We start from the raw sequence: 18268 nt of genomic DNA, 5'->3' as shown, positions 1-18268 counted from the left end.
ATAATTGAAAAGCTCTGCTATGCACAACTTGATGACCTTTTCAATTAACGGTGATTTTTAAAGCTATTCCTTTTTTATGAGTTGTACTGTGTCCAAAAACTCATCTATTCTTATCTTGGGCGTTCCGTAGAGGTAAATTCTAGCATCTTGTGTTGCTTTAATAGCAATATCCCTAAATGCATAGACCCTTGCATTGGAGTTTCCGCTAATTATAAGTTGATAAGACCCTACTTCCATGGTCTCGCCCTTATATTTTGCATAATCCAATATATTGGCTTGCAACCTATCGGATGTACCTTCGATGGTCAAAGATGAATTACCTTCCAAATCCAATGCCCCAGAATCCATCTGCGCATATACATAGGCATCTGAACGGGCCCCTAAATTTATATTAAGTGAATCCACTTCCACATTAAATGTTCCGCTGCTGGTATCTTCCAAATTTATATCCATTACCGCTGCATTGGCCCGAATATCCAATTTGGTGTTGTTAAATCCATCCACAAACAATTGCTCGGTATCTATTATTTCGTTGGAAACCACGCTGCCGTTCTTTACTGTTATTGCCTGTAAATCTGTATAATTGATTGTAATTTCCAGTTGTTTCTTTGCCGTAATATTATAGTAAGAACTAATTACCAAAGTGCCTTCTTGCACTTCAAACTTGAGTATATCGATCAAGTTATCATCGGCGATCAAGTGATACCCTGGCCCTAGTGCTTTGTTCAATCGAATATCCAGATCATCGTTGAGCACAATGGCGTTAAAGGGAGGCAATTCTTCGCTCAGCTCGGAGACAATTCTGCTCCCCTTTATTTTAGGCTTTCGTTGTGCATTGGATAATATTGGGAAGGTGATCAATATTAAGATTACAATCTTTTTCATGATGGTTTGCTTTTTGATAAGGGGATCTCCCTTTAAAGATATACAATTCAGCATAAAATCTAATCCAATAAAAAAGCCCATCCTTATGGGACGGGCTCAGTTTGTACAATAATATATTCTTGATCTTAATGATTGAGTTCTTCCTCGTTCTCTTGCAATGGAACGTTCTGTGGCACAAAATCTTGTCCCGCAATAATATACTCACCATTTTCGTATGTCTTACTGTAATCGTAAGCCCATCGGTACACATGTGGGATTTCCCCAGGCCAGTTTCCGTGGATGTGCTCGCGTGGGGTAGTCCATTCCAATGTATTTGATCCCCATGGGTTAACCGGTCCTTTTTTACCGTAGAAAATACTGGATATAAAGTTGTACACAAAAATCAACTGGGCAAGGCCAGCAATCAGTGCAAATACGGTCATTAATACTTGGACGTTGGTCAACTCATCGAACATTGGGAACGCCGTGTTTTCGTAATAACGTCTTGGTACTCCGGCCATACCTACAAAGTGCATTGGGAAGAAAACCCCATAAGCACAAACTGCAGTAATCCAGAAGTGGACGTAGCCCAAGTTTTTGTTCATCATACGGCCTTGGAACATTTTCGGGAACCAGTGATAAATTCCTGCGAACATTCCGTACAATGCGGAGATACCCATAACCAAGTGGAAGTGTGCCACTACAAAGTATGTATCGTGAACATTGATATCCAATGTACTATCTCCCAATATTATTCCTGTTAGACCTCCAGTGATAAATGTTGACACCAACCCAATGGAAAACAACATTGCAGGGTTCAACTGCAGATTTCCCTTCCATAATGTAGTGATATAGTTAAAGGCCTTAACCGCCGATGGTATGGCAATCAATAATGTGGTAAATGTAAATACGGATCCTAAGAATGGATTCATACCGGACACGAACATGTGGTGTCCCCAAACTATTGTGGACAAGAATGCAATTGCCAAAATCGATGCAACCATTGCTCTATATCCAAAAATAGGTTTTCTTGCGTTTGTAGACATTACTTCGGATGTAATACCTAATGCTGGCAACAATACGATGTACACCTCAGGGTGTCCCAAGAACCAGAACAAATGTTCGTACAGTACTGGAGATCCTCCTTGGTAATGCAATACTTCTCCCTGAATAAAGATATCGGACAAGAAGAATGATGTTCCAAAACTTCTATCCATAATCAATAACAAAGCGGCAGAAAGCAATACCGGGAATGATACCACACCGATTATCGCAGTTACAAAGAAAGCCCACACTGTTAATGGCAAACGTGTCATGGACATTCCTTTTGTTCTAAGGTTGATTACCGTTACGATATAGTTCAAAGATCCCAAAAGTGAAGATGCGATGAATATTGCCATGGAAACCAACCAAAGTGTCATACCCATACCAGAACCCGGTTGGGCCATTGGCAGTGCGCTCAATGGTGGATAAATGGTCCAACCTGCAGCGGCCGGTCCAGCTTCCACAAACAAAGAAATAATCATAATTACGGACGAAACAAAGAACATCCAGTAAGAAAGCATGTTCATAAATCCGGAAGCCATATCCCTTGCTCCGATCTGTAATGGAATAAGTAAGTTACTGAACGTACCACTAAGACCCTGTGTGAGTACAAAGAACACCATTAGGGTACCGTGTATAGTAACCAATGCCAAATAAATATCGGCATCCATTACACCGTCCGGGGCCCATTTCCCCAAAACAGCTTCAAATATTCCGAAAGATTCACCCGGCCAGGCCAATTGCATTCTAAACAACAATGACATGGCTATACCAATGAATCCCATAATTAGACCAGTGATGAGATACTGTTTGGATATCATCTTATGGTCCTGACTGAAAATGTATTTTGTAATGAAAGTTTCCTTATGGTGATGTCCATGATCATCGTGGTGATCATCGTGACTTACATGGGCTACTTCAGACATATTCCAATTAATTTTTTTTGTTATTTTTTGTTGCTTGTTACTCTACCGAAGTTGTTTCTTCCAAAGCTACTTCTTCGCCGTCTTCGGTGTTGAATGCTTGCTCTCCGCTCTCGTCCACCATAACAGTTTCTTTGAACGTTTTTTGCTCGGCAAGCCACTTATTGTACTCTTCTTCTGTCTCCACTATAATCTTCATCTGCATGTTATAATGGGATTTTCCGCATATTTTGTTGCACAATAGAACATAATCGAACTCCCATGGGTCCGAATTAGGCTTTCCTTCTGCAGCCCATTCTGCCCTAAGGGCATTGGTTCGCTTTACTTTGTCCGCAACATCCGGGTTTAAGCGCATTTCTTCGGTTGTAACCGTAGGTGTGAAGGAGAATTGTGTGATCATACCGGGCACACAGTTCATCTGAGCTCTAAAGTGCGGCATATATGCTGAGTGCAATACATCTTGAGACCTCATTTTAATGTTTACTTTGCGTCCAACGGGCAAGTGCAATTCCTTTACAATAATATCGTCCTCTGCATTGGGGTCGGATTCGTCCAAACCTAAAACATTTGCTTTACCTATATCGATCAAGCGTACGTTTGCATCACCCAGTACGTTATCCTCTCCGGCATAACGGGCTGTCCAGTTAAACTGCTGGGCGTATAGTTCAACGATCAACGGATCATCGTCCTCGTTAATATCCATGATATTGGTCCAAGTGTAAAGACCCCACAGAATCAAACCTGCCAACACGATTACCGGGATAATGGTCCAGATAAACTCCAGTCTATCATTATCGGCAAAAAAGAGTGCTTTTCTGCCCTTTTGCCCTCTGTACTTGTATCCGAAGTAATGCAACAAAGCTTGTGTAATGGTCTGTACAAAGAAAATTATGGCCATTGAGACCCACATCAATTGGTCGTACTCACCACCGTGCTCTGATGCCGCTTCGGGCAATAACATTTTAGAATATTTGGCAAAACTGAAAATGGTGATTCCATAGATAAAAATCAAAAAAGCAAACAATAGGTATCCATTGTTCTTGTTATCGGAATCGTTGGCTATTTCAGCGTTTTCTGTTTTAGTTTGCGATAATTCAAAAATCTTGGTCATCTGCCAAATGGCAATCGCAACCAATACTAAAACAGTCAATGTTAATAATGCAGTCATCGTATATCTATCTAAGACTTAAATCGTATTAATAATGAAAATGTCTACTCTCTTCAATAAATGGGTTTCGTTTGGGTTGTAATGGCGCTTTGGTCAACGCTGTGAATACCCAGTAAACGAACAAACCTCCAAAGAACAAAATACCTCCTATTTCCGGAAGACCAATATACCATTGATCCCCTACCGTTGCAGGCATTACCATATTAAAAATATCCAAATAGTGCCCAAACAGCACCACTATTCCCGTCATGATAACAAACCAGTTTACCCTTTTATAGTCGCTGTTCATAAGAACCAATAATGGGAACACAAAGTTAAGAACCAACATTCCAAAGAAAGGCAGTTTATAGTCCTGGAAACGGGCTATATAGTAAGTTACCTCTTCTGGTATATCCGCATACCAAATAAGCATAAACTGAGAGAACCATAAGTACGTCCAGAATATACTGATACCGAACATAAACTTGGCCAAATCGTGGATATGACTATCATTTACTTGCTCTAGATATCCTTTTGATTTTAGGTATACGGTAACCATGGCAATAACAGTGATCCCAGATACGAACATACTTGCAAAAACATACCATCCAAATAGGGTACTGAACCAGTGTGGGTCCAAGCTCATGATCCAATCCCAAGACATCATGGACTCAGAAATTAAATAGAATACCAAGAAAGCGGCAGACCATCTAAAATTCTTTACAAAGTTACTGTTATCGTCCGACTCATCTTGCGCCAAGGACAATTTTCTGGAATACTGACGGTAAAAAATCCATCCACCCAAGAATATAGCTGCTCTTATCAAGAAGAAAGTTGGGTTCAAATACCCCGCCTTGCCCTGTAATAGTTTATCGTGTGCCACTGTGTCCGCATCCATCCATACGAACATGTGGTTCATGTGCAATACCGATAGCAATAATATTACAAATACAATGATACCTCCGGGGACAAGATATGCCGTAATACCCTCCATCACCCTAAAGAGCAATGGGGACCATCCTGCTTGTGCAGCACGTTGTATGGCGTAAAAGGCCAATACTCCCAAAGAAATCATAAAGAAAAAGAATGCTGCTACGTAAAGTGCGGACCATGGACGGTTTTGCAACTGGTGCAACAAATGCTCATCGTGAGAAGCATCGTGTGTTTCTCCATGTGCAGCTTCGGCTCCGTGACCTTCTGCTACGCCATGGGCATCGGCTGCTTCTGCATGCCCTCCTCCATGACCATCGTCATGCACTGCTACCATGGCCTTGGCTTCCTCCACCGTTGATGGGGCAGATACAAAACCAATTACTAGGAAAATAAATCCAAGCCCCATGGCTATGAAAGATCCAAGTCTAAGTTTGTTTGAAAAGGTATACATAGTTTCTTCTTATCCTATTATTTTGTTAGGTCTTCCTTTAATTTCATCACATATTCGGACACTTGCCACATTTCTTCTTCATTGGCGAACTGTGAGGCGTAAGACCCCATTGAGTTCAACCCGTAATAAATGGCATGATATGTAGTTCCGACAGTAATGTTTCTAGCTGCATCGGCATAGCTGGGAACACCCAATATTTTTTCTCTTTTTACAAGGTTTCCTTGACCATCTCCTTTAGCTCCGTGACATATGGCACAATAAATATCGTACAGCTCCTTGCCTCTTGCTAAATTCTTTTCACTATTGAGCGAATCCAATGGACTTGGGTTCAACCTTGCCATTTCTTTACCTTCTGGAGTGTTTTCTATTTCGTAGGGCATGTAACCTCTATTAATGGTCCCCTCTACGGGCAACATGGCCTCTGTTCCATCAGGAAACAATCCATTATCAACACCTTGATAAGTTTCGTACCCTACGGTTTCGTACATGTTTGGCATGAATTGGTAGTTTGGACTGTTCTTATCTGCACAAGAGGCTGCAAACAGTACCAAGGCCAAAGCAAGACTTATTTTACCTAATTGCTTCATATTATTAAGACTCCTTTTCTGTAACTTTTACTTCTACCGCTCCTGTTTCCCATAACAGCTCGGCAAGTTCATTCTCGTTATCGTGAACACCTAGCTCCATCAAAAAATGGTCATCAGTGGTTCTTTTATCTGGGTTCTCCGCCTTTTTAAAGGGCCACATCCTACTTCTAAGATAAAATGTAATCACCATTAAGTGGGCTGCAAAGAAAACGGTAAGCTCGAACATGATCGGTACAAAGGCCGGCATGTTTTCCAGGTAGCTAAAACTTGGCTTACCTCCAATATCCTGTGGCCAATCCTCGATCATAATAAAGTTCATCATAACCACGGCCACGGTCAATCCCAAACATCCATACAGGAATGAAGTGATAGCGATTCTTGTATCGGCCAATCCCATTGCTTTGTCTAGACCGTGAACAGGAAACGGGGTGTACACCTCCTCTATATGATGGTGTTCTGCCCTAACCTTTTTTACGGCATGCATCAACACATCGTCATCGGTATAAAGTGCTTGTATAACTTTTGATGCCATAATTATTTTTTATCGTTTAACAACTTCGCTTGACCCGCCCAATCGTCACGTTGTGCACGACCTGGGAACCTTCCGGTAATAGAGTCCAACAGATTATACTCCTTTTCGGTCATTCTGGCGACCTGTGCATAGGTGTAAATACCTATTTCGTTCAAGGTACGCTCCATTTCCGGACCTACTCCCTTGATTACTTTCAAATCGTCCGGTGTTTCCGTAGCGGCATCGAATGTACCTATACTGCTCAGCAATTCGGTTACACCGACCTTATCACCTGCTGTAGGCTTTACTTCGCCCATCAACACATCATCCGTTATGGGCTCTTCATAACCCACTACTTTATTTACACCTTGTGGCATTTGATAAAGAGGTTGACCAGCATCCCTTAATTTTTTATACTTCTCTCCAGATGATTTCAAAATTGATTTTACCTCGGCTTGCGCTATTACAGGGAATGTTCTTGAATACAAGAGGAACAGGACAAAGAAGAATCCGATGGTTCCAATAAAAATTCCAATATCCACAAATGTTGGGGAGAACATGGTCCATGAGGATGGCAAATAATCCCTGTGCAACGATGTAACGATGATCACAAAACGCTCGAACCACATTCCAATGTTTACCACAATGGAAATGAAGAAAGAGAACATAATACTGGTACGCAACTTTTTGAACCACATAAACTGAGGCGAGAACACATTACAGGTCATCATTGCCCAGTAAGCCCATGCATAAGGTCCTGTAGCCCTGTTCAAGAAAGCGTACTGCTCGTACTCCACTCCGGAATACCAAGCAATGAACAACTCAGTTATGTAGGCGCATCCTACAATGGAACCTGTAATCATAATTACAATGTTCATCAATTCGATATGCTGTACGGTAATATAAGCCTCAAGATTACACACTTTACGCATAATGATCAGAAGCGTGTTCACCATGGCAAATCCAGAGAAAATCGCTCCCGCAACAAAGTAAGGAGGGAAAATGGTAGTGTGCCATCCTGGAATCACCGATGTGGCAAAGTCAAAGGATACAATGGTGTGTACAGAAAGTACCAAAGGTGTTGCCAAACCGGCCAATACCAAGGAAACTTCCTCAAAACGCTGCCAATCCTTGGCTCTACCTGTCCAACCAAAGCTCAACAAGCTATATATTTTCTTTTGGAATGGTTTTACCGCTCTATCGCGAATCATCGCGAAATCGGGCAGTAATCCTGTCCACCAGAATACCAATGATACAGAAAGATAGGTCGATATCGCAAATACGTCCCAAAGCAATGGTGAGTTAAAGTTTACCCAAAGGGAACCAAATTGGTTAGGAATGGGAAGTACCCAATATGCCAACCAAGGACGGCCCATGTGAATGATCGGGAACAAACCCGCCTGCACAACCGAGAAAATGGTCATGGCTTCCGCTGAACGGTTAATTGCCATTCTCCATTTTTGACGGAAAAGCAAAAGTACTGCTGAAATCAGTGTACCTGCGTGACCAATACCTACCCACCATACAAAGTTGGTAATATCCCAGGCCCAGTTTACGGTTCGGTTAAGACCCCAAACCCCAATACCTGTTGAAATGGTGTAAATGATACATCCTAGACCCCAAAGGAATGCCACTAATGCGATAGAAAAAACAATCCACCATTGTTTGTTGGCCTTTCCCTCAACCGGACGGGCAATATCCACGGTTACATCGTGGTAACCTTTGTCTCCGACTACTAAGGGCTTTCGAATAGGTGCTTCGTAATGCGACGCCATAATTTATCTTCTAGTTACTTCTTTTTTTATTGATTAAGCCTCGTTGGTGTTTCTTACCTTAACATGGTAGAACACGTTTGGTTTTGTTCCCACATGCTCCAACAAATGGTACATCCTATCATCCTCCTTCAATTTGGCCACTTTACTATCGTGATCGTTTACATCACCGAACACCATAGCCCCGCTGCTACATGCTGCAGAACAAGCAGTTTGGAACTCACCATCTTTCACCACTCGACCGTCTCTCTTCGCGTCCAAAATGGTCTTTTGGGTCATTTGGATGCACATTGAGCATTTTTCCATAACCCCCCTAGAACGCACGTTAACGTCTGGATTAAGTACCATTTTACCCAAATCATTGTTCATATTAAAATCGAACTCGTCGTTGTTATTGTACAAGAACCAGTTGAATCTACGAACTTTATAAGGACAGTTGTTGGCACAATATCTTGTTCCTACACAACGGTTGTAAGCCATATGGTTTTGACCCTGTCTACTATGCGATGTTGCCGCTACCGGACAAACAGTTTCACAAGGTGCATGATTACAGTGTTGACACATTACCGGCTGGAAGGCCACCTGTGGATTGGCTGACGGATCTTCCATCTCCCTAAAGCCTCCAAGAGAACCATTTTCTCCCCAAAGGCCATCCATGCCTTCTTTCTTCTCGTTATCTTGCTCAAAGGTCTCTTCGGAAGAGTAGTACCTGTCTATTCGCAACCAGTGCATATCTCTGGAACGGCGCATCTCCATCTTTCCGACAACCGGAACATTGTTCTCGGCATGACATGCGATGACACAAGCACCACATCCGGTACATGCATTTAGATCGATGGACAAGTTAAAGTGATGCCCGATGCTTCTATCAAACTCCTCCCAAAGGTCTGCATCTGGAGAGGTAACAGGTATTTCCTGATGATTCAATGATACATGCGGCATTGGGTTCCATTCCGCATGATCTTTGGTATTGAAAATCTCCAAAGTAGTTTCTTTGATGATATCTCCCCTACCCATCAGTGTTTTTTGAGATTGCACACAGGCAAACTCATGAACTCCTGCTGATTTTTCTATCGTAACCGACTGTACATCGGAAAAATTACTATATAAAGCGTATGCATTGACCCCTGTGGCCATCTCTTGCTGCATTCCGGCTTTTTTACCGTATCCGAACGAAAGCCCGACAGTACCCACTGCTTGTCCTGGCTGAACGATCACAGGAACATTTTCCAGAACCTTTCCATCAACAGTAAGATTGACATAACTACCATTTAGACCGCCATCGGCCACTATGGTGTTCTCCAATCCCCAAGTTTCAGCATCGGCCTTGGAAACGGTAACATAGTTATCCCAAGACACCCTCGAAATCGGATCAGGGAACTCTTGCAACCAAGGGTTGTTAGCCTGGCGACCGTCACCCATACCCACTTTGGAGTAAAGTACCAGCTCCGTGCCCGGGCTTGTGGAATTCACCAAAGAACGTATCGCTGACGCTATTGGTACAATTTCCGGTTGCTCTTCCTCGCCTTCATTGCCCGAAGCAACCTCGTCATTTTCTGTATTCATCACAGAAACCTCAAATACCCCATCCTGCAAAGCTTTGTTCCAAGAACCACCTTGAAGAATATCAGTATTCCAATTTTCCTTAATGTATTCGTAGTATGTTTTTTCCACACCCATCCATTTCAAAAGTGCCGTCTGAAACTGCCTCGTATCAAACAACTCACGAATGGCTGGCTGCATTAAGCTATATTGTCCTTTTTTGAACTCTGCATCGCCCCATGATTCCAAATAATGGGATGATGCCGCCACATAATCGGACGACTGTGCCGTCTCATCATTATTGAACGCAAAAGCTACAGAAATATCTACCTGATCCAAACCAGCAACAAACTCTTCTGCATTTGGCAATGAATACGCTGGATTTACACCGTCGGTAATCAACATACCTACACGACCGGCATTCATATCCGATATCAATTTATTCACCTTTGCAGCATCTCCTTGGCGCACATATTTTGGCTTGATCGGATCAAATGCCTCACTAGCCAATAATTTATTGATCGCCAATACAACAGATTGTGCATTCTCATCATTTAATCCGGTAACAACAACTGCTCTGCTGCCTGCTTTTTTGATTTCGGCCGCAACTTGGTCAACGGCAGCATCCACATCAGATGTACCACCGCCTACACTGCTACCATTTAACTTACCATACAATTTGGCCAGCGCAATTTTCTGCTGGGTCGGCGTCATTGGATATCTCTTGTCGGCATTGGCCCCGGCCAAGGACATATTGGACTCCATCTGAATATGCCTGGACATTTTCCCGTTCTTTGGAATACGTCCTTTTGCATAACCAGAATCATAGCCCCCACCTTGCCAATCTCCCAAGAAATCAGCCCCGAAGGACACTATCAATTCAGCTTTTTCAAAATCATAATCGGCCAAGGCACGTTCACCGTACACCTTATTAAATGCATTAAGCGCAGCATCTTCGGAAATTGCATCGTAAACCACGTGATTCACGTTTTCCCCGTAAGCCTCTTTAAATTCCGAAATTAATTTTGTTGTGGACGGACTTGCATAGGTCTGCGTCAAAAGGGCAATTTGCTTACTAGAACCCTTCAAAGAGTTCAGCTTGGCCATCACCGTAGCATCCAGTACCTTCCATTCCATAGGCTCACCATTGGCCATTGGCCCTTGAACCCTTTTACTATCATACAGAGACAAAACAGAGGCTTGCACTCGCGCATTGGCCCCACCATTTACCTTTGCATCCGTATTGTTTTCAATTTTTATCGGCCTTCCCTCACGGGTTTTCACCAAAATACTGGCAAAATCAAAACCATCCGCTATAGTTGTAGCATAGTAATTGGCCACACCTGGAACAATATTGTCCGGCTGGACCACATACGGTATAGATTTGTGAACAGGTCCCTCGCACGCTGCAACGGTTGCTGCCGCAGTACTGAAGCCGACATATTTCAAGAAATCCCTTCTTGAAGTATTGGAGGCGGACAGTTTTTCCTTGTCCCCCAAAAAGTCATCAACGGGAATCTCCTCTGTAAACTCGTTGTTTCTTAGCGCCTCAACAATGGAATCGTTCGGATTCAACTCCGCTTCACTTTTCCAATATTTTTTGTTTGATGCCATACGATATATCTGAGATTATCTTCTTTTAATTCTTAATAGTGACACTTACCACACTCCAAACCGCCCATCATGGCAGCAGTCAATTCCTCAACACCATACTTTTTGGACAATTCTTCATGAATTGCCTCATAGTACTCATTACCTTCAACCTTCACATTGGTCTCCCTGTGACAATTGATACACCAACCCATAGTTAATGGAGCATGCTGATACATAACTTCCATTTCCTCTACTGGACCGTGACATGTCTGACACTCAATTCCTGCAACGGATACGTGCTGGGAGTGATTAAAGTATGCGAAATCTGGCAGGTTATGGATTCTAACCCACTCCACTGGCTGTGTTTCACCAGTATAGCTTTGGTTTTCCTCGTCCCAACCGACCGCTTTGTACAATTTCTTGATTTCGCCCGTATAAAATTCATTGGTATATCCATTGGCCAAATCTTCAGCTGAAGGACCTTCTGGATTACCGGTGTATTCGTAGATAGATTTGTGACAGTTCATACAAACATTAAGGGAAGGAATCCCGGAATGCTTGGAAGTCCTTGCGGAAGAGTGACAATACTTACACTCAATCTTATTATCTCCAGCGTGAATTTTGTGCGAATAATGGATTGGCTGAACCGGGGCATATCCCTGATCGATACCTACCTGCATCATCCAACCGTAAGCAAAGTATGCACTTGCCAAAAGCAAGAACACTACACTTACCAGCACCAAGAACTGATTTTGAACAAATGCTTTCCAAATTGGCAAGCGCTTTTCTTTCTCCTGCGCAATCACAACACCATTTGCTTCGGCTATTCTGCGCAAGGTCTTGTTCACCAAGATCAACATCATGACCAACAGACCGAACACCAACACCAATGCGCCAAGTATCATTTCGTTGGAAATACCGGAAGTTGACTCACCAGCATCACCTCCAGTGGCGGCGGCAGCTGTAGCAGCTGCAGGCGCGGGCGGCGGAGCGGCAGTATACGCCAAAATATCATCGATATCCTGATTAGACAACGTCGGGAACGGGGTCATTGCCGCTTGATTGTACTCTGCGTATATTTTTACAGCATAAGCATCTCCAGCGGAAATCATGGCAGGACTATTCTTGATCCATTGATAGATCCATTCCTTGTCCAAACCTTCATCCTCAGCCAACCTTGTTTCTACATTGGCCAGTGCAGGCCCCGTCATTTTACGCTCCAATGCGTGACAGGCGGCACAGTTCTGATTAAACAGTTGTTTCCCCTTTACCGGGTCTCCTCCGACAGCTTCCACTGTTTGTTCAGCAGCGGCATCAGCCTCTTCTTGAGCATAAAAAGATGTGGAGAACAATAGGAAAGTTAAACCTAAAACTTTTGAAAATAGATGGCGGTATAAAACCTTTTTCATATTCGTGAAATTTCTATCGAAATCCTTGGCACGATTCTTTCTATTGAGTTTGAGAACAATAGCTTTTCACCCTACCAAGAGTGGTCACAAAAGTAAGACATACAAGCATTTTTTGAAATGTTAAGGTATTTATAACTCATAATTTATAAAGATTCTAAATAACTTTGCTTCAACTTGTTTAACCTATAATAATTTACTTTTGCAAAAAGCGTTATAATCACAATACTGAAACACTATGAAAACCACGCTATTCACAGCACTAATTATAGGCTTTGCCACTCAGCTTTCGGCACAGCAAGCCCAAGTGACCATTCAACAAGACCCGAAAATCGATCAATTGGTTCAACTGTATGCTAAGGTAAATGCAAACAGTGGTTTTTATCAAATACAAGTGGGCTTTGGGAGTTTTGAAAAGGCTCAAGACCTATTGAACCAAGTCGAGGTAGATTTCCCTGACTGGTATTCCAAAATAGAGTTTGAATCTCCCACCTACCGTGTAAGGCTAGGAAAATTTAAGACCAAATTGGAGGCCGAGAGAAAATATCTTGAAGTACGAAAAAAATATCCGGACGCCATGCTCCTGAAACCTGAAGAAAGCACTTCCAAATAACTAAAAAACCCGCTCGATGAGCGGGTTTTTTTAATTAGAATTATACTCGTTACAGCTTTTTCTTCACTGCCACTTCTTGGAAGGCCTCTACTATATCCCCTTCCCTAATATCGTTGTAATTCTTGATCTGTAGTCCGCAGTCGTATCCTTTGGAAACTTCTTTTACATCATCCTTGAATCGCTTCAACGAGGCGAGCTCCCCGGTATAGATTACTACACCATCCCTGATCAGCCTAATATTGGAGTTTCTAAAGATTTTACCACTGGTCACCATACATCCAGCAATGGTACCCACTTTCGAAATCTTGAAAGTCTCCCTAATCTCGGCATTACCGGTGATTTCTTCTTTCATCTCTGGAGACAACATGCCTTCCATCGCATCTTTAAGATCGTTGATGGCGTCATAAATAATGGAGTAGGTCCTGATATCGATCTCCTCTTTATCGGCAATGGTTCGAGCGTTGCCCATCGGCCTTACGTTAAATCCGATTATAATCGCATCGGAGGCACTGGCCAACAATACATCGGATTCTGTTATCGCTCCTACGCCTTTATGTATGATGTTGACTTGTATCTCATCTGTGGACAATTTTTGGAAGGAATCCGTTAAAGCTTCTACAGAACCATCTACATCACCTTTTAGGATAATATTCAGCTCCTGGAAGTCGCCCAACGCAATTCTACGTCCAATTTCGTCCAACGTAATGTGACGTTGTGTTCTTACGGATTGTTCGCGTTGTAATTGGGAACGTTTTGCCGCAATTTGCTTGGCTTCCCGCTCATCTTCCAACACATGGAACTTATCACCTGCCTGCGGCGCTCCGTCCAATCCCAAAATAGATATTGGCGTGGAGGGTCCGGCACTTGTAATATTATGTCCTCTTTCATCTTGCATGGCCTTAACTTTACCACTACAGGTTCCCGCCAATACATAATCACCAATGTTCAATGTACCGGTCTGGACCAAAATGGTCGCCACATAACCCCGGCCTTTGTCCAAAAATGCTTCTACCACGGTTCCCGTTGCCAAACGTTCTGGATTTGCTTTCAATTCCAATAACTCGGCCTCAAGCAAAACTTTTTCCAAAAGTTCTTGAACTCCTTGACCCGTTTTTGCGGAAATATCGTGCGATTGCACTTTACCCCCCCAATCTTCGACCAAAAGGTTCATTTGCGCCAATCCTTCTTTTATCTTATCAGGATTTGCCGTAGGCTTATCCACTTTGTTGATCGCGAATACTATAGGCACCCCGGCCGCTTGGGCATGGCTGATTGCTTCTTTCGTTTGCGGCATGATATCGTCATCCGCTGCAATTACGATAATGGCAATGTCGGTTACCTGTGCTCCACGAGCCCTCATTGCGGTAAACGCTTCGTGACCCGGAGTATCCAAGAAAGCAATTCTTTGACCATCTTCCAGCGATACACCGTAGGCTCCAATATGCTGCGTAATTCCTCCACTTTCCCCTGCGATTACATTTTCTTCACGAATGTAATCCAGAAGCGATGTTTTACCGTGGTCTACGTGCCCCATTACAGTTACAATGGGCGCCCTTGGTTTCAAGTCTTCTGGAGCATCCTCCACCTCATCGATGGTTTCCTCAATCTCGGCCGTTACAAACTCGACCTCATAACCAAATTCGTCTGCTACAATGGAAAGTGTTTCAGCATCCAATCGCTGATTCATGGTTACCATGATGCCCAAAGACATACACGCTGAAATTATCTGGGTAGTGGATACATTCATCATCGTGGCAAGTTCGTTCACGGTAACAAATTCGGTCACCTTTAAAATCTTGCTTTCCAATTCCTGTTGTTCAAGATCTTTTTCCGTTTGCTGACGGTGCTGATCTCTTTTCTCCCTTCTATATTTTGCTCCTCGACCTTTGTTGGATTTACCCTGTAGTTTTTCGAGGGTCTCACGTACTTGTTTTTGTACTTCTTCTTCGGTAGGCTCTACCTTGGGTGCATTGGACCGCTGTCCTTTTCTGCCCGCGCCTCCTCTGTTATTACGACCTCCACCAGCTTGTGGGCCATTCTTAACTATTCTCCTTCTTCGCTTTTTACGCTCTGCCCCATCGGAAGATCCTCCGCCAGTTTTTGACTTTTGGGTATCTTCTTTTTTCTTTTTCGCAGGCTTTTTAAATTGCGATAAGTCTATTTTGTCCCCGGTTATTTTTGGTCCGGAGAGTTTTTGATAATTGGTCTTTATGGTTCCTGTGCCTACCTCTTCCGTAGACTGCTTTTCTTCCTCTTTTACCTCGACCTTTTGCTTTGTTTTCTCTTCTGGCTTTTCTTTTACGGGAGCTGGAGCCTCGACTTTTGGCGTTTCTTTTTCAGGAGCTTTTTCAGGAGCTTTTTCCTGAACCTTTTCCGGTTCGGGTTTTGGAGCTTCCTCTTTCTTGGGCTCCTCCTTTTTAGGTTGTTCGGGTTTTTTGTCCAAATCAATTTTACCCACAGTCTTTGGACCGGATAATTCGGCCTTGGCCTTCACGACCTGCTGCTCGGCTTCTTTCTTTTCTTTGGCCAATCTGCGCTCCTCCTGCTCTTTCTCCATTCGCATTCGGATAGCTTCCTTCTCCTTTCTTTTTTCTTCACCAACTTCCTTGGAAGCAACCTTTTTGCTCTTATCCGTTTGGAATTCATCCAACAGAACTTGATACACTTCATTGGAAATCTTGGTGGTTGGACGTGCCTCTACCTCATGCCCTTCCGAGTTGAGATAGTCGACCGCTCTATCCAGTGAAATGTTCAATTCTCTAAGAACTTTATTAAGTCGTATTGTTGGATTTTCTGCCATAAATTATTTTACTTGCCCTAATTTTTCGCTGCTAATATAAGCCTAATCTTCAAATTCTTCCTTGAGGATACGAACTACCTCTTGGATTGTTTCTTCTTCAAGATCTGTTCGTTTCGCCAAATCTTTTACGTCTTGCTCCAAAACGCTGCGTGCAGTGTCCAATCCTATTTTCTTGAACTCCTCTATTACCCAGCCTTCTATTTCATCGGAGAACTCTGTAAGCTCCACATCTTCCTCTACACCCTCCCTAAACACATCTATCTCATAACCAGTTAATTGACCGGCCAATCTAATATTATGACCTCCTCTACCAATAGCCTTGGACACTTCTTCTGGCTTTAGATAAACTTGAGCTGTTTTCTTCTCCTCGTTCAACTTAACGGATGATACTCTGGCAGGACTTAGTGCCCGGGTAACCATTAGTTGGGGATTATTGGTCCAGTTGATTACATCGATGTTCTCATTGCCCAATTCACGGACAATTCCATGGATTCTTGAACCTTTCATACCTACACAAGCCCCAACGGGGTCGATCCTATCATCGTAGGAGTCCACAGCGACCTTTGCTTTTTCGCCTGGAATACGAACGGCTTTTTTAATGGAGATCAAACCATCGAAAACTTCAGGAATTTCCTGAAAGAACAATTGCTCCAAGAATTTCGGGGAAGTTCTGGACATTATGATCGCCGGCTTGTTTCCTTTAAGTTCCACGCTTTCAATAATACCTCGTACGTTATCTCCTTTACGGAAAAAATCGGCCGGGATTTGTTTTTCTTTTGGAAGAATGATCTCGTTGCCTTCGTCATCCAACAAAATTACGGCACGGTGCCTAATATGATGCACCTCTGCCGTATAAATCTCACCCTCCAAGTCTTTAAATTGCTTGTAGATAGTGGTATTATCGTGCTCATGGATCTTAGAAATCAGGTTTTGGCGCAATGCCAATATCGCTCGCCTACCCAAATCGATCAATTTCACTTCTTCGGAAACATCTTCACCCACCTCAAAATCCGGCTCTATTTTCCTGGCCTCGGACAAGGAAATTTCTTCATTTGGCTCCTCTACCTCGCCATCTTCGACCACGATTCGGTTTCTCCAAATTTCCAAATCACCTTTATCGGGGTTGATAATGATATCAAAATTGTCGTCAGAACCAAATTTTTTCTTGAGCGCACTTCGGAAGACTTCTTCCAAAATCGCCATAAGGGTCACCCTGTCAATAAACTTATCGTCCTTAAACTCCGAAAAGGATTCGATGAGCGCTAGGTTTTCCATATTCTACTACAATTAAAATTTTAATTTAACTTTTGCTTCTTTAATGTCAGAAAAGGCAATTTCCTGCGTTTTCTGCACCGTAACTTTTCCTTTACCCACTGGTTTTGGCTCGCGGGCCTTCCACTCTAGGGTAATGCTATTTGTCGAGGTTTCGACCAGCGTACCTTCCAATTCCTCGGAGTTGGTCTTGACCTGTAATTTTCTTCCAACATTTTTATTGTACTGACGCGGCAATCTTAAAGGCGACGTAGCGCCCGCAGATGTAACTTCCAGAGAAAAATCCTCCTCTTCGCAATCTAGGTTGTGCTCAATGGCCCTGCTCACGTTCATACAATCCTGCAGGCTAACTCCATTATCCCCATCCAAAACAATCTTGATCCCATTATCGCCCCCTACGGTAAAATCGACCAAAAACAAGGACTGATGCTCTTCCAACGCTTGGTTCAATAATGATTTCACTTTATCCTTCAACATAAGAAATGAGTAATAAAAGAGGGGACTCAAGGTCCCCTCATGAATACTTTTATATCCGTTCAGTTTTGCAAATATACAACAATTTATATCGCTTGTGCAACCTCGCCACAAACAAAAATAGGGGTTAGTCCATCTATTTTTCAACCAATTACCGAAAGAAAGTCTATTAAAATGGTGTCCAATTTCCGTTTTTCACTGTCCGTTGGCTTTTTGCAAGTCCAATCAATTTTCAACATTGTCCACATATTTACAGGGTTAACCCTCCTTTTGCCGTCTTTCACAACAATTATTTTGCACCGCGCCATTTGCTTATAATTTTGTACCATATCTAAA

Annotated in this window: 13 protein-coding genes; 1 reads left to right on the top strand and 12 read right to left on the bottom strand. The window is 42.8% G+C overall.

Annotated elements, in window-relative coordinates; all coding sequences use genetic code 11:
- Positions 1 to 63: 63 nt before the first annotated feature.
- The 9 genes from ABTP35_RS09915 to ABTP35_RS09875 form a co-directional block, all read right to left on the bottom strand.
- Positions 64 to 885: a GIN domain-containing protein gene (locus ABTP35_RS09915; RefSeq protein WP_293296659.1), complete on the bottom strand. Its 822-nt coding sequence runs from the start codon at positions 883 to 885 to the stop codon at positions 64 to 66.
- Between the two features lie 125 nt (positions 886 to 1010).
- The gene (locus tag ABTP35_RS09910; RefSeq protein WP_224835454.1) at positions 1011 to 2834 is read right to left on the bottom strand and encodes a cbb3-type cytochrome c oxidase subunit I; all 1824 of its coding nucleotides are present in this window, start codon (positions 2832 to 2834) and stop codon (positions 1011 to 1013) included.
- Between the two features lie 37 nt (positions 2835 to 2871).
- Complete coding sequence (locus tag ABTP35_RS09905) at positions 2872 to 3999, bottom strand: cytochrome c oxidase subunit II (RefSeq protein WP_224835455.1); 1128 nt, start codon at positions 3997 to 3999, stop codon at positions 2872 to 2874.
- 28 nt (positions 4000 to 4027) lie between these two features.
- The gene (locus ABTP35_RS09900; RefSeq protein WP_224835456.1) at positions 4028 to 5362 is read right to left on the bottom strand and encodes a quinol:cytochrome C oxidoreductase; all 1335 of its coding nucleotides are present in this window, start codon (positions 5360 to 5362) and stop codon (positions 4028 to 4030) included.
- A 17-nt stretch (positions 5363 to 5379) separates the two neighbouring features.
- Complete coding sequence (locus ABTP35_RS09895) at positions 5380 to 5949, bottom strand: c-type cytochrome (protein ID WP_252078982.1); 570 nt, start codon at positions 5947 to 5949, stop codon at positions 5380 to 5382.
- Between the two features lie 4 nt (positions 5950 to 5953).
- The gene (locus tag ABTP35_RS09890) at positions 5954 to 6481 is read right to left on the bottom strand and encodes a DUF3341 domain-containing protein (RefSeq protein ID WP_224835458.1); all 528 of its coding nucleotides are present in this window, start codon (positions 6479 to 6481) and stop codon (positions 5954 to 5956) included.
- A gap of 2 nt (positions 6482 to 6483) precedes the next feature.
- Positions 6484 to 8235 carry an NrfD/PsrC family molybdoenzyme membrane anchor subunit gene (nrfD, locus tag ABTP35_RS09885; RefSeq protein ID WP_293296663.1) on the bottom strand — a complete coding sequence of 584 codons (1752 nt, stop codon included), beginning with the start codon at positions 8233 to 8235 and terminating at the stop codon, positions 6484 to 6486.
- Positions 8236 to 8268: 33 nt separating this feature from the next.
- Positions 8269 to 11388, bottom strand: a complete 3120-nt coding sequence (locus ABTP35_RS09880; RefSeq protein WP_293296665.1) for a TAT-variant-translocated molybdopterin oxidoreductase — start codon at positions 11386 to 11388, stop codon at positions 8269 to 8271.
- 32 nt (positions 11389 to 11420) lie between these two features.
- A complete protein-coding gene (locus ABTP35_RS09875; protein ID WP_293296667.1) occupies positions 11421 to 12776 on the bottom strand; it encodes a c-type cytochrome in 1356 nt (451 codons plus the stop codon).
- Between the two features lie 235 nt (positions 12777 to 13011).
- Here ABTP35_RS09875 and ABTP35_RS09870 point away from each other — a divergent pair, with 235 nt between their 5' ends.
- Positions 13012 to 13386: an SPOR domain-containing protein gene (locus ABTP35_RS09870; protein ID WP_293296669.1), complete on the top strand. Its 375-nt coding sequence runs from the start codon at positions 13012 to 13014 to the stop codon at positions 13384 to 13386.
- Positions 13387 to 13435: 49 nt separating this feature from the next.
- Here ABTP35_RS09870 and infB read toward each other — a convergent pair whose 3' ends face one another.
- From infB to rimP, 3 genes are read right to left on the bottom strand one after another with little or no spacing between them, the layout of a single operon-like run.
- Entirely contained in the window at positions 13436 to 16186 is a 2751-nt protein-coding gene (gene infB / locus ABTP35_RS09865) for a translation initiation factor IF-2 (RefSeq protein ID WP_293296671.1), read from the bottom strand.
- 42 nt (positions 16187 to 16228) lie between these two features.
- Positions 16229 to 17461, bottom strand: a complete 1233-nt coding sequence (nusA, locus tag ABTP35_RS09860; RefSeq protein ID WP_224835464.1) for a transcription termination factor NusA — start codon at positions 17459 to 17461, stop codon at positions 16229 to 16231.
- Between the two features lie 12 nt (positions 17462 to 17473).
- The gene (gene rimP, locus ABTP35_RS09855; protein WP_375334187.1) at positions 17474 to 17935 is read right to left on the bottom strand and encodes a ribosome assembly cofactor RimP; all 462 of its coding nucleotides are present in this window, start codon (positions 17933 to 17935) and stop codon (positions 17474 to 17476) included.
- Positions 17936 to 18268 lie beyond the last annotated feature (333 nt).

It is taken from the genome of Flagellimonas alginilytica, assembly GCF_042134605.1.
Lineage (GTDB): Bacteria > Bacteroidota > Bacteroidia > Flavobacteriales > Flavobacteriaceae > Flagellimonas > Flagellimonas alginolytica.
This window is presented reverse-complemented; position numbering and strand designations above follow the sequence as displayed.